Annotated in this window: 9 protein-coding genes and 3 pseudogenes; 1 reads left to right on the top strand and 11 read right to left on the bottom strand. The window is 40.2% G+C overall.

The annotated features are described in order from the left end of the window. Positions 1 to 546: 546 nt before the first annotated feature. From AC0L6R_RS17070 to AC0L6R_RS17080, 3 genes and pseudogenes are all read right to left on the bottom strand, one after another. Positions 547 to 921: a hypothetical protein gene (locus AC0L6R_RS17070; protein ID WP_473272277.1), complete on the bottom strand. Its 375-nt coding sequence runs from the start codon at positions 919 to 921 to the stop codon at positions 547 to 549. A gap of 148 nt (positions 922 to 1,069) precedes the next feature. Further along, positions 1,070 to 2,399 (bottom strand): annotated as a pseudogene (gene rseP, locus AC0L6R_RS17075) (RIP metalloprotease RseP). After that, positions 2,399 to 3,565, bottom strand: a pseudogene (locus AC0L6R_RS17080) (1-deoxy-D-xylulose-5-phosphate reductoisomerase). Before AC0L6R_RS17080 ends, rseP begins: the two co-directional pseudogenes overlap by 1 nt. Positions 3,566 to 3,797: 232 nt before the next feature. On the opposite strand from AC0L6R_RS17080, the gene AC0L6R_RS17085 reads away from it, so the two are divergent. Then, entirely contained in the window at positions 3,798 to 5,246 is a 1,449-nt protein-coding gene (locus tag AC0L6R_RS17085; RefSeq protein WP_473272278.1) for a S1C family serine protease, read from the top strand. 1 nt (position 5,247) lies between these two features. Here AC0L6R_RS17085 and AC0L6R_RS17090 read toward each other — a convergent pair whose 3' ends face one another. The 8 genes and pseudogenes from AC0L6R_RS17090 to AC0L6R_RS17125 all read right to left on the bottom strand — a co-directional run. After that, the gene (locus tag AC0L6R_RS17090; protein ID WP_473272279.1) at positions 5,248 to 6,780 is read right to left on the bottom strand and encodes a hypothetical protein; all 1,533 of its coding nucleotides are present in this window, start codon (positions 6,778 to 6,780) and stop codon (positions 5,248 to 5,250) included. Positions 6,781 to 6,830: 50 nt separating this feature from the next. Next, positions 6,831 to 7,937: a DUF4249 domain-containing protein gene (locus tag AC0L6R_RS17095; RefSeq protein ID WP_473272280.1), complete on the bottom strand. Its 1,107-nt coding sequence runs from the start codon at positions 7,935 to 7,937 to the stop codon at positions 6,831 to 6,833. 2 nt (positions 7,938 to 7,939) lie between these two features. Continuing rightward, a complete protein-coding gene (locus AC0L6R_RS17100) occupies positions 7,940 to 8,515 on the bottom strand; it encodes a hypothetical protein (protein ID WP_473272281.1) in 576 nt (191 codons plus the stop codon). A 98-nt stretch (positions 8,516 to 8,613) separates the two neighbouring features. Next, positions 8,614 to 9,756 (bottom strand): TonB-dependent receptor plug domain-containing protein, encoded by a 1,143-nt coding sequence (locus tag AC0L6R_RS17105; protein WP_473272283.1) that lies wholly within the window; start codon positions 9,754 to 9,756, stop codon positions 8,614 to 8,616. A 38-nt stretch (positions 9,757 to 9,794) separates the two neighbouring features. Next, the gene (locus AC0L6R_RS17110) at positions 9,795 to 10,640 is read right to left on the bottom strand and encodes a carboxypeptidase-like regulatory domain-containing protein (protein WP_473272284.1); all 846 of its coding nucleotides are present in this window, start codon (positions 10,638 to 10,640) and stop codon (positions 9,795 to 9,797) included. 67 nt (positions 10,641 to 10,707) lie between these two features. Continuing rightward, positions 10,708 to 12,171: a SusD/RagB family nutrient-binding outer membrane lipoprotein gene (locus AC0L6R_RS17115; protein WP_473272285.1), complete on the bottom strand. Its 1,464-nt coding sequence runs from the start codon at positions 12,169 to 12,171 to the stop codon at positions 10,708 to 10,710. Positions 12,172 to 12,182: 11 nt separating this feature from the next. Then, positions 12,183 to 12,617 (bottom strand): hypothetical protein, encoded by a 435-nt coding sequence (locus AC0L6R_RS17120; protein ID WP_473272286.1) that lies wholly within the window; start codon positions 12,615 to 12,617, stop codon positions 12,183 to 12,185. Position 12,618: 1 nt separating this feature from the next. Then, positions 12,619 to 13,731, bottom strand: a pseudogene (locus tag AC0L6R_RS17125) (TonB-dependent receptor domain-containing protein); the annotation flags it as partial. Positions 13,732 to 13,743: the final 12 nt, after the last annotated feature.

Below are 13,743 nucleotides of genomic sequence, written 5' to 3' on the forward strand. Positions count from 1 at the left end.
ATAATGAACACCACTTTCTTTAAACTTCTGAGTTCCGGTAGCAATCTCATGTCTCACCTCATAACTAGCGTCATAAGTTGTTGAGCGAGTTACATATCCAATTCGAAGACTCTATTGATGATTTTGGGAATCTTCTAAAATCATGTAATCTAACACCTGCAAAAGCTCGATAATCTAAAGAATTACTAAAATTGTAATTTGCATTGTCAGGAATATCTGAGGAATTCGTAAAACTTGACCCGATACCTAAGGAAACTATAGGAGAAATGCTTACAAATTTAACCCGATCTATATACAGCTTATATGGTAGTCCCTCACATTCGTGATATTGAGTGAGAATCTTGATAAAATCCTGCTCTTCCAAGTTAGATTTTTCTATCAAGCCGTTAAGCTCTAAGCCGGCAATCTCCGGCTGTAAGTACTTTTAAAGTAGATACATACAATTTGATGAGGCGGCTACGTTTTTCTCCATCTACGGAGATATCTTGGCTATATTCTTTTAACTGCTGGATTTCAACCCCATTATCGATATAATAATTACCTCTTCTATAATCCAACTGAAAGCTTTCCCGAAAATAGTACTTGGACAAACTCTAATTCCGAGGCATCTGGACGTCTCTTACTTAAGAATAAATGACCTTCTGTTAGGCCAAAAGCCTGCAGATCAGTAGGAAGATAAGAACTTGTATTGCCTTGGTAAGCAAAATCTACTTTACTATAATCTGTGAGTTCAGCAGTTCTGAGGATTGCACCAAAGAGCTTAGTACCTTCTTTTGTAACAATAAAGTCCGAACTACTTCCAGTAGCAGGATTAATATTTGACCAAACTGACTCCTCAATAAAACCACTCTGACCTTGGGCATAAATAAAAGGCGTGCACATTAACAATATACAAGCTGCTAATCCTAAAATTTTAATCATAAAGTCTAATTTGCCGCTAGATAATAAGATTAAGTTTATGCAACAACAGATTAGTTCAAAATAGTTTGAACGGACTTTAGAGCTCATTAAAAACAAAAAAAGCCGAAGATTTCTCCCGGCTTTGAATTCGTCAGATTTCTCAATGATCTTATCCCTCTCCAGTAAACAGCTTCAGCACGTCATTTCCGATCGCAAAAACCATCAAAGCCGAGGAGTATGACCATTCCGACTTTCTGAGCATTCTCAAGGAATCTATCAGAAGGCGCACGACCGGAAATCATTTCATAAAGCAGGAATATCACATGACCACCATCCAAAGCTGGAATAGGCAAGAGATTCATAAATGCCAGAATCATAGAAATCAAACCGGTAATTGTCCAGAACTTAGTCCAGTTCCAAGTATCCCCGTAGATTTTTGCCATTCCTATAGGCCCGCTGACGTTTTTGGTAGAGACTTCACCTGTAAACATCTTGCCCATTGCTTTTGCATTTACAATGACTACTGTGAATGCTTTGGTAGTTCCTTTTTTCAGTGCTTCCGCAAAACCATATTTGCGTTGAACCATATCGATCAAAGGATTCACAGCAATATCTATAGTGCCTCGATCAGTCACTTCCCACCATTGTATGAATAGTATCATTAGCGCTAGTCAACAATTCAATATCGGCTTCTTGATCTTTAGCTTTTGCAAGCTCAGTTTTAAGTTCGTCGAAGTAAGTGATGGCCTTATCATTTACAGACAGAATCTTATCATCGATGGTAATTCCAGCTTTCTCAGCAGCACCACCTTCGTCTATTTTGAGTAATTCAAAAGGATATCGAATTTCGACAAAGCTGTTAATTGCTTCCTGACTGTTGAAGGAATTGATAAAACCTCTAGGGATTTCTACTTTGATAATCTCGTCTCCACGCTCAACAGTGTAATACCCATTTTCGCTAAGCAAAGCCGAACCAGCAGTCAAATCGTTAATGGATTGGTAAGGTTCACCATTAATATCCAAAATCTTATCCCCTGTTTTCAAGCCAATAGATTCACCGATTTCCAGCGCTTCTATACCGTTTTCTACTACTTGATCACGAGAAAAATAAGTCTCGACCATTGTTATAAACCAAGATTACAAAAATGACAATACCTGTAACTACATTTACGATTATACCTCCCAGCATTACGATTAAGCGCTGCCAAGCTGGTTTAGATCTGAATTCCCATGGTTGAGGAGGACCTGCCATTTGGTCGGCGTCCATAGATTCGTCCACCATTCCGGAGATTTTCACAAATCCTCCAAGCGGAATTGCTCCTATAGAATATTCCGTTTCTCCCCACTGGAAACCAGCAATTTTGGGAGGAAATCCGATAGAAAATTTCTCTACTCTCATGCCAAACATCTTGGCGGTAAGCAAGTGGCCCAAACTCATGTAAACCCACTAGGATTGATAATCCAAGGAGCAACTGGCCCACCATAATTAAGGTATCCATTATACTTTATTCGTTATTAGTTCTTTTGTAATTTCTCTCGCCCGCATATCCATCTCCACATAATCTTCCAAATTTGGATGTGCAATAAACTCAGCTTTTTCGAGAGTTTCGCCAATCAAATCCGACATTTCTAGAAAACCAACTTCTTTATTCAAGAAAGCAGCTACTGCAATTTCATTGGCAGCATTCAAGACGCACGGTGCTGTACCGCCTTTTGCAAGAGCATCATATGCTAATTGAAGGTTTTGAAAAGTCTTTAATCCGGCTGCTCGAAGGTCAATTGAGGGTAATTCATAAAGTCAAATCTTTCGAAATCACTTTTTAATCGATCCGGAAAGCTTAGGGCAAACTGAATTGGGATACGCATATCCGGCAATCCAAGTTGTGCTTTTATAGATCCATCCTCAAATTGCACCATAGAATGAATGATACTCTGTGGATGTACGACTACATCTATCTGTTCGGTTTTCAGGCCAAAGAGCCACTTTGCTTCAATCATCTTCCAGCCCCTTATTCATCAAGGAAGCTGAGTCAATCGTGATTTTGGCACCCATATCCCAATTAGGATGCTTGAGGGCTTGTTCACGCGTCACTGTCTCCAGGAATTTTCTATCTTTTCCTCTGAAAGGACCGCCGGAAGCTGTCAGAATAATCTTTTCGATTGGGTTATGGAATTCACCGATCAGACATTGAAAAATCGCTGAATGTTCAGAATCCACAGGATAAATATTCACTCGGTTTTCTTTTGCGAGAGCAGTGATAATTTCTCCGGCTACAACAAGTGTTTCTTTATTTGCTAAGGCAATTTGCTTGCCTGTTTTAATAGCATTTACCGTAGGAATAAGGCCAGAATAACCTACCAATGCAGTCAAAACTACATCGATCGTATCCATTTCTACTACCTGTGCAATTGCTTTGGTGCCTGCATACACTTTGATATCCTTTGGCTGTAAGACATCACGTACTTTTTCATACAAGCTCTCATTCCCTATTACCACGACATTTGGAGAAAACTCCAGAGCCTGAGTTATAAGTAAATCTGCATTATTTTGGGCCGTAAGAACCTCTACGATAAAGTCTTCAGGATGCTGACGAATTACCTCTAGGGTTTGAGTACCAATGCTTCCGGTGCTGCCCAGGATGGCTACGCGTTTGGGTTCTGTCATTCAGTTTGGGATTGTCGAGTAATTAAAACCCTTAATGATTTGAAGAGTTTTCTCAATAGCTGACAAAATTACAAGATGCTCCCACTTTTCCTCGTACAAATCGTCAGTTTTTGCCAAATGGCATAATATTCAAGCAATAAAGAGAGCGTTTATCCTGTTTAGGAACTTAAAAAATGTGAATTTATTCAACGGAAAACTTTCACACTCGTCAAATTGATAAAATGATTCATCTATGAACAGTCTATTCAAAACAACCGGAGTTTCCTTTCTGGCAGGCTTGGCCGGAGCTGCAGTTTGGACAACTATCAACTTCAATGAATCAGAGCAATTCTCTGATTTTCCAAACGATACCAAAACAGAAGTAAATTTCGCTTCGCAATATCAACCCATTTCATCCCGCTCAAGTGCTGATGCTCCCATATCCTTTGTGGACGCTTCAGAAAACAGCACAGAATCAGTGGTCTTCATCAAAAACTTTTCAGGAACAGATCCAAGAAGATATAGCATGTTTGACTATTTCTTTGGTGGCGGAGGTGCACCTTCACAGCAAGTAAGCACAGGTTCCGGCGTGATTATCTCAGGTGATGGATATATTATCACCAACAACCACGTAATTGATCGAGCTGAAACCATTGAAGTTGTACATAAAAAAAGGACCTACAAAGCTACTTTAGTCGGTACTGATAAAAACACGGATATAGCAGTGTTGAAAATTGAAGGAGAAAACCTTCCTTCAATCAAGCGAGGAAGCAGCCGCGATTTGAAAATCGGTGAATGGGTCCTAGCCGTAGGAAATCCATTTAACCTTACTTCCACCGTGACTGCGGGGATAGTATCTGCAAAAGAGCGTCAAATCAATATTCTTGGAGGAGACTTTCCTTTAGAGAGCTTCATCCAGACTGACGCTCCGATTAACCCAGGAAACTCAGGCGGTGCTTTAGTAAATGTCAATGGAGAATTGGTCGGAATTAATACGGCTATCTTGTCCAGAACCGGTTCTTATACTGGTTATGGATTCGCGGTTCCGGTGGATATTGCGATGAAAGTATCCAATGACTTGATCCAATACGGTGAGGTTCAAAAAGCGATCCCTGGAATCGAGGCAGTCGAAATCACACCAGAATTGGCGGAAGAAATGAATATCAAAACACTGGATGGTGTGATCGTAACTCATGTAATTAAAGACGGTGCTGCAGAAAGAGCTGGCCTGCAGCGAAATGATGTGATTACCAAACTGGGTTCTCAACCAATTACAGGTAAAGGCAGCTTTGAAGAGACACTTTCCTATTACTATCCTGGCGACCAACTACCAGTTACCTATTTGAGAAATGGGAATGCGAAATCCGCCAATCTAAAACTTCAGAATTTAGAAGGAGGCAGCGGAGTAATCAAACGGGAGTTTTATAGTTCAGGGATTCTCGGAGCTAGACTGGAAGCTGTAAACACCATCGAAAAGGATAAATTTGGAGTGGACTATGGTATTAAAATCACTGGCCTCACTAGAGGTTATCTCAGAGAACTTGGACTAAGAGAGGGATTTGTAATCACCCGAATAAATAATGAGCCAGCAAAGGATCCTACCAAAGTTGGAGCCTATTTGGAGAAATTTAGTGGCAGATTATTGCTAGAGGGAGTAGCCTCCAATGGTCAACCATTTATGCAAAGTTATAGCGTGAGATAAGTTACTTCTGGGTGGATTGCTGCGGAAGGGGCTGCGACCATTGTAACGATGTTCCGTCCTTTTTCAGCAAATCCACCCATATCACATGATTTCCTTTCACATCTGAACCTTCCCATTCCAGCGTTTGAGAGTTTTCAAAGTTGATAGCCTCGCCAGCATCCCAAAGGAGCACTGGCCTTAAGTCAGGGGTTGAGGGATCAATTTCTTCTGAGTTGATTTGCACCAGATCATTGATTCCCAAATAAAATGGATAACCTTCCTTCTCAGCAACTAATGGATCGTCGAATTCAGGCTTCATTTCTATACTTACCACACCAAACCGTCCGAGTATGCCAAAGCGCTTCTGTGACTGAAATGAATTGTAGACCGAAATCGAATAAATCTGGTGCATGGGAGTTTCTATCAAATCACCAAATTGAAAAATGGGCGATCCATTGAATAAAATCAGGGGGCTTTTCTCATATCGAAAACCTGCATTCGCAGGAGATAGAATGAGTTCGTAGCCATCTTTAGTTCGCTTCACTGATGCTTTTGATACAATCCCGGAAAACGCCTCTCGAAGCGTAGCAATTCCTTCATAATCCTTAGAAAAATACACCTGATCGGGAGCTACATGATCTGATTTTTGTAGGAAAGGCTCGTAATTATCGAAATCAGTTCTATAGATCTGATCTATGTATTTACGCTTTCTTTTGTGATCCAGAATATTTACCACCGCATCATCAAAAGGCACGGTGTTATCAAAGGAACTAAACTGCTTATTTTTCCAATCAGAAAGATTCACTGTCACTTCCCCTAGAGGTTCTCCCAAATTGCCAAACTGATAAGCCCAAACCGATGAAGAACCTTGGTGCTTCAATAATTCTTCTTCCATAGAAGCACTATCCCGCATGTTGTATTCTTCCACTAATCCTTGATCGAGAAAAAACACCGAGATTCTCGAATTTGGATCATTATAGGGCGGTTTCAACTTAAATGACACCTTAGTCTCTTCATTTAATTCTGATTCTTTCACATGGCCTAATACAGGATACCCTTCTAATAACGGGTCAAAAACCTTGACTGCCAATAGCCCAAAATCTAAGGTTTCAGAAGAAATACTAAAACTGCCTTCATCTACTTTCCATAGTATATTTTCACCTGCTTCAGAAGCTTGTATAACATGTGCTCCTAGCTCTGGATTTGCATTTTCAGGTAATGCTGTGGAGGAAAAAATCGTAGGGCTATAAACATGAATCAATGCTTCGGTTTGAAACCTTGAGCCTTGAATTTGAGCTACCAATTTATAATTACCCGTACTCAATTCTTCAGGCAACAAAAAAGCTTGATCAGCATCCTGCTTAGCCGAATTGAAGCGCTCGATAGCGACAGTACTTCCTGAATGGTCAACTAGGTACAAATTAATCAGGCTGCCTTCCCGCGCTGGTTTCCCTTCCGAATCAAGTGTCTGTAACTGCAAGGCAACCAAATCCCCGCTTACATACAGAGAAGAAGAAACGAGCATTCTTACCTTAAGTGAGGCTGATTGCCCCAAAGAGACAAAATTAGTGAACACTGCACAACACAATGCCAGGGTTAATATTTTCAATTTTGGTCCCACCATATCGGTTGTTGGTTGGTATTTTCTGTATATGATCCTCTGTATTCTAGACAATTAGAACAGCCTGGAGGAGGAATAAAAGGCACACCAGGGAGAGGCTCACAAGGATCTAAGAACGTAAGTGTATAAGGTAGATCAGATGGGGTAAGTTTCCATCTATAGGAAGATTCATGTGCAACGTAGAAAAAACCTGAAACTGCTTCTTCCGGATTGTCCACATTTTTAATATTGGTGACCAGAGAAAATGGCGGAGGATCAAAAATCCCTCCTCCACTCTGCTGCTGAGTAGCCAGTTGGTCCCAAAATTGAAATCCTTGCGGAGATAGGCTGTATTGAGTAATTAGGGTAGAGTATCCGTATTGAAGTTGCTCATTGTCGTCTGTTTCAAGAAAAAACAAATCCCGATTATATCCACCAGCCTTATCTTCCCATACACTTATGGACTGATATTCATACAGATTAGTGACATAGCATCGCTTATTAATGTTTTCTTCGGGAAGTCGAGAAGTCTCAAATATCCAGCTTGGCACTATTTTCCAGCGGTAATAGTATTCTTCACCACCATGCTCATCTAAAGGAACCGAAATTTGGATACCGCGCTGCTGTACGATCTCTGTCTGATTTCCCACAGATATACTTTTCAAAATTGATTTGTATTCTACATCAATATCCTCCAGCTCAGGAGCGGGATGCAACTTATCGTTATTCGATTCATAGACTTTGCCTTCGGATGTTTGAATCTGAATCTTGTAATCCACATTTTCTTTAGCAGAAAAATTCACATCACGGATCAGATATCGCTGCTCGTCTTCATCCCAGAAGTATCCAAAACTTTCTCCATCAGATGAAATTAAGGTAACTGTAGCATCTGAAATCACCTCATCTAACACATTATTCACGGGACTAGTCCATCGTACTGCCACATAAAAGCGGCTTGGTGGAGCAGGTTTTTTAGATTGATCTGCAAAAGAAATATTGGAAATAAACCCATCAACAACTAGGCGTCTAGGCTCACTTCCTGTCTCAAAAGAAATTGGCTCTATGCATGCCGTCAAAATCAATAGAAGCGCAATAATATAACTCTGTCGCATCTTTATATTTTAAAATTGTAAGAGATTGATGGGAATGCGCTTCCCAGCACCGAAAGCTGAAATGCATTGCCTCTTTGCGTGAAATACACTGAGAACGGGTTTTTTCTTCCATAAACATTATATAGGGAGAATACCCACTCTCCGTCAATTGCTTTCTCTTTTTTCAGGCCACTTTTCAAGGTAAAGGCCAAGTCTAGTCTATGGTAATCCGGCACCCTATATTGATTTCGATCAGAGAAATTCAAAACAGAAAGTATGTCTTCATATTGGAATTTGGAAACAGGAACTGTGATCGGCCTTCCTGTAGAATATGCAAAGTTTAAGTTCATTGCAAGCCTTCTACTCACCTTATAATTCATCACCAACGAGATGTCGTGCGGTTTGTCATAATTGGCAGCAAAGAAATCACCGCCATTTATCTTCTCCTCGTCAAATTGGGATTCATCAAATTTTCTCAAGCTTCGCGAATAGGTGTATCCTAGCCATCCTGTGAGCTTTCCTCGATTTTTACGCAATAGGAATTCAGCGCCATATGCGCGTCCTTCACCTTGAATAAGGTCCGCATCCAGGTTCTCCATTCAGCAAAATAGAGGCAGCATTTTTATAATCTACTACCTGCTGTATATTCTTGTAATATCCTTCTACTGATATTTCGAAGAGGTTATCTTTCCAATTTTTAAAGAGGCCAATGGTGTATTGATCCGCAATTGAAGGGGAAAGATTGTAGCCAGAAGTATTTCCAATAATTTACCGGAGAGATCGCAGCAGTATTAGATATCAAATGTATATACTGATTGGTTCTGTAATAGCTAAGCTTCAAAGAACTGGTAGGGGTAACGAGCCAACGAAAAGATGCTCGTGGCTCTAATCCAATGTACGTTTTGGCTACTTCATTTTGACCAAAACTCAAGGTATCTGTAATCGTCGCTGTAGACTTAGGCTGATTGGGATCAAAATCGTAATATGTCCCACCGAGAGCTAGGTAATTAGATACACGTATACCGTAGACAAGAGAAGCTTTAGGAGAAATAACAAATTCATCATTGACATAAATAGCACTTTCTAAAGCATACTCTTCGGGTATGTGAATTTCTTCTGAGGTAGTATTTTCAGAGCCAGGGTTAAAATTCCCGTTGTTAAAGGAATAGTAAAGCGAACTTATGCCAAAATCCAACTTATGCGCTGTGCCCATTTCATAGGAGAAATCGACTTTTCCTTGATAGTTTAGAATGCCTGAGGTATAGTCAAAATCATAGCTTTCTTGAGTATTTCTGATGTTACTTTGAAAGTCACTGACCACCACCTGAGTCTGCATCAAGAACTTGTTGCTAAATCGATGACCCCATTTTAGTATCCCCAGCTTAGTTTTCCACACATAGGCAGTGTCAGAAGCAAATTCGAAATTGTCATCGCTCAGATAGCTGGAAAAAGTGAGCACGTTTTTTTCATCAATAGTATGATTTATTTTGAAGTTCACATCATAAAATCCAGCAGCACTTTGGTAGAGATCTGGGTCTTTCATCTGCTTTAGCATCCAATTAGGATATGCGGTCCTACCTGAGAGCAGAAAAGTGGTTTTATCTTTCCTTAATGGACCTTCTACCAGAAGTCTGGATGAAATCAATCCTATACCACCTTGTACATCTATGTCTTGTGAATTGCCATTTCGTAGATTTACATTGAGCACAGAGGAAACTCTACCTCCATAATTGGCGGGCCCACCACCCTTATAAATTTCCACATCTCTGATTAGATCAGAATTGAAAGCTCCGAAAAAGCCAAATAAATGTGAGCTGTTGTAAACAATTGCGCCGTCCATCATTACTAGATTTTCGGCCTAGATCACCACCTCTTACATTAAATCCCGATGAGCCTTCTCCCACGGAACTCACGCCCGGGAGAGAAGATTAGGCTTTTGATCGGATCTACTTCTCCCATAAATGTGGGTAGGCTTCTAATCACAGCAATATCCAAAATCTCCCTGCCGGCGATTTTCTCAGAAACTGAAACTTCCTGACTTCTAGCGGTAATCGTGAATTCTTCTAGCTTCAGCGTTTCATTAAAAAGTTCCACATCCAATTCACCGGAGTTAATTACCTGAACATCGATAGACTTAGGTTCATATCCTGAATATTGTACCAGTAGTTTATATTTACCTGGAATGATTGATAGTTCATAGTTGCCATCCAAATCTGTAATAACTCCTTCGGAACTATCTACTACTTGAATACTAGCTCCTATTAATGCTTCATTTTCACCTGCATCTTTAATATGACCGGTGAGGGTCACTGGCATATTGGAATTTTCCGGTTTGCCAGTACCTATTAATTGATATTGCTTAAGATTAAGGTCTTCTTCATCCCATTGTTCATAGCGATAAGCTTCCAGGCCTTCCTGATTTACCACTACAAAAAGGTCTCTATAGGGAACAATGCTAAAACCGTAGGTGCTCAACAAACTATTGATAGTTTCGATAGCGTTTTGCCCTTTGGATCCGATTACAAGAAAAGCATCTATCCCCCAATCTTCTTTGTAGAAAAAACGGATTTGAAATAGGTTTTCAAGATCTTCTAATACTTCTGGAAGCGGTGTTTCAACGTAATTTTGATCAAATACAACAGTTTTTTCAACTGATTGACCAAAGAGAAAAGTTGCATTGAGAAGTAATAAAAATATAATTATTGGCTGTAGTTTTTTTTTCATAGTGGGCAAATAGCATAAAAATGCCATCTACAACTTGCAGATGGCATTTTATGGTATTTAGTTAATATTATTTATCCCACCATACTGGTGTATCCAATCCATCAGCACCTTGACGTGCAACTACTGCGTCGTAGTTAGTTGAGTTAAGGTTCAGCTCAAATAAAGGATAAGCCTGACGTACTGGGATTTGCTTGCTATCGTTAAGTGCATCTTCGCCTGGCTTCAGATCAGGATAACCTGTTCTTCTCCATTCAGCCCAAGATTCGTAACCATTTAGGAAGTTAGCAATCCATTTCTGAGTAAGGATTTGCTCCATAGCTTTAGAAGCATCATACTGTACCCATGTATTGGTAATGTAATTTGCATATCCGTCACCAACACCGTACTGATCAAGAGAAGCCTTAACACCCTGGTAGTAAAGTGCTTCAGCATCACCTGATATCCAGCCTCTCTGCACAGCCTCAGCCATAGAGAAAAGAACCTGAGCAGAAGTAAAGATATAGTTTGGAGCAGCTTGTGCTCTCAAATCAGCATTCAAGAAAGAAACGTCTGAATTAGAGATTGCACCAGCTCTTGCTTCACTAAGACCATAAGGCATACCAACATACTTACCACCGATGTCAGTAGGATCTGCATATTCAGGAAGTCTTGGATCCATTGATACGTTAAGTACTCCACCGTTTGCAGTAGTCTGCATTCTGTTCACCAAAGTATTGGCAACAGCATAATCACGGCGAGTAAGGAAACGTGCATACCAAGCATTCTGGAAAGCTGCTTCAGGCAAGTTTGCATAGAAAATGTTCTCGCTATTGTCTAATGCAATCACACCGTCATTGATAGCAGAAGAAAATTCTGCAGCTGCTGTGGAAGGATCCACTTCAGACATTCTCAATGCCATTTTCATTCTGATCGTATTTGCAAACTTTTTCCACATATCCATATCCCCATCAAAAAGGATATCACCTTGTACAGGAGCAGTAGAGGAAATATTTCCCTGTGCTGTTTTCAGTGTAGCCAATACCCCAGCATAAACTTCTGATTGAGGATCAAAAGAAGGCTGACGAACTCCCTCATCAATATTCAAAGCCTCAGAATAAGGAATGTCACCCCATCTGTCGGTAATGAAACTGAAATAGTACGACTGAAGAATTTGAGCTACAGCAATCTGGTTCTCATTTGAACCATATAGCGAAGCTTCAGATTTAGTCTCCTCATCAGTATTCATTATGATGATTTGCTCCAAATCCATCAATACCCCACTGTAATAGCCTCCGTAATTGAAGATGATCGTCTGATAGTTATCAGCACTGGTGTATTGCGAATTTGCTAGGTATTGGGAATATAGTGATCCAGTAGGATCATCTATAGTACCCTTCAGCCCGTTGATTGAGTTGGTCAAAAGCGAAGAAGGGATAGCTTGTGTAGTTTGATTTGGGTTGACGTTGGTATCACCAAAATCACCTAGATCACAGGATGTTACCCCTACGGCAATCAACCCTACAAGTATATATTTTGAAATTGAATTTTTCATGTTTCTTTATTTTAGAATCCTAGACGAATGTCAAAACCGATAGAACGAGTAGCAGGCAATTGACCTGAATCTACCCAAGCACCATTGTTTCTGGAATTTCTAGTATCACCACTCACTTCGAGAAGGATCCAAACCAGGTGGACATTAGTCTTAATCAACCATGGGTTGTTTGCTACTACCGCAAAAGATGCAGTTCTAACAAAATTAGTTCTCTGAAGAAGAGACTGTGGAAGGCTATAACCCAATCTGATTTCACGAAGCTTCACATAACTTGCGTCATAAACCCAAGCCTCATGAAGTGCAAATTGAGACTTAAAGTATTCAGATGCTTCTAGATAGATGTTGTTTTCAGTTCCATCTGCAAAAACACCGTCGAATCTCAATCCACCACCATCTGCAACTGGATCACGCATTGGAGTACCTCTGTCGTTATTACCTACTGTCATTTCACCTCAGACCTGAGTATGCATTAAACATGTTGGTGATAGAGTTGATTTTACCACCCATTTGCCAGTCAATTGTGAAACTCAATTCAAAACCTTTATAAGTAACTCTATTGAAAATACCACCAGTATAATCAGGAAGTACTGTACCTAAAACTTGGTTTTGCTCAGTCATTGGATAGCCATCATCGATTAGGATGTTTCCAGCTTCGTCTCTTTGGAATTTTTCACCGATGATAGTTCCCCAATCTTCACCTACTTTAGCTCTGGCTGAGATAGATCCCCATCCACCGCCTACACGGTTACCTAAGAATCCGACAAGTTGGATCGCATCGATACCTGGAGAAATTTCTTCGATTACGTTTCTACTTCTCGCAATATTGAAGTTTACATCCCAATTGAAGTTAGCAGTCTGTACCGGAAAACATCTTCCGATTGTAGCATCCCAACCTCTAGTAAAGGTTTTACCTGCGTTGATGGTGTAAGAAGAAATACCAGTTGTACTTGGCACCTCTGTACTTAGGATCTCATTAGTGTTATCATAATAGTAGTAAGAGAAATCAGTTCTAATTCTACCTTGTAAGAAAGCTAATTCGATACCACCTTCAATTGCTCCTGTAGTGGAAGCACGAAGATTCGGGTCAATCAATGAGTTAGGATAAGTCATCGTTGGGTTACCATTATATGGAGTACCCAAAGAGAACGCCGGATCCAATTGATATGGACTAAGCTCTCCACCTACTTCAGCATAACCTGCACGTAGCTTACCAAATGATAAGATGTTAGTAGTTGGCAACAATTCAGAGAATATGAATGATGCGGAAATCGCTGGATAAGTAAAGGCATTACTTGTAGTAGGAAGAACAGAATCGTAATCACGACGGATAGATCCATCCACAAAAACAATTTCTTTCCAACCAAAGCTAGCTTGAGCAAAGATTGAGTTCACCTGACGCTGACTGAAGTAGTTAGACGTATTTGGTCTATCAACAGATGCACTGATGTTATACAAATTAGGAACAGAAAGTCCACCTGCAGTAGACATACTGTTTGTACTGTACTCTTCCATTCTTATGTTTCCACCTATCAAGGCTGAAACCGAGAAATTTTCAGTTACCTTATTGTATTG

It is taken from the genome of Algoriphagus sp. 10J20-15, assembly GCF_055809615.1.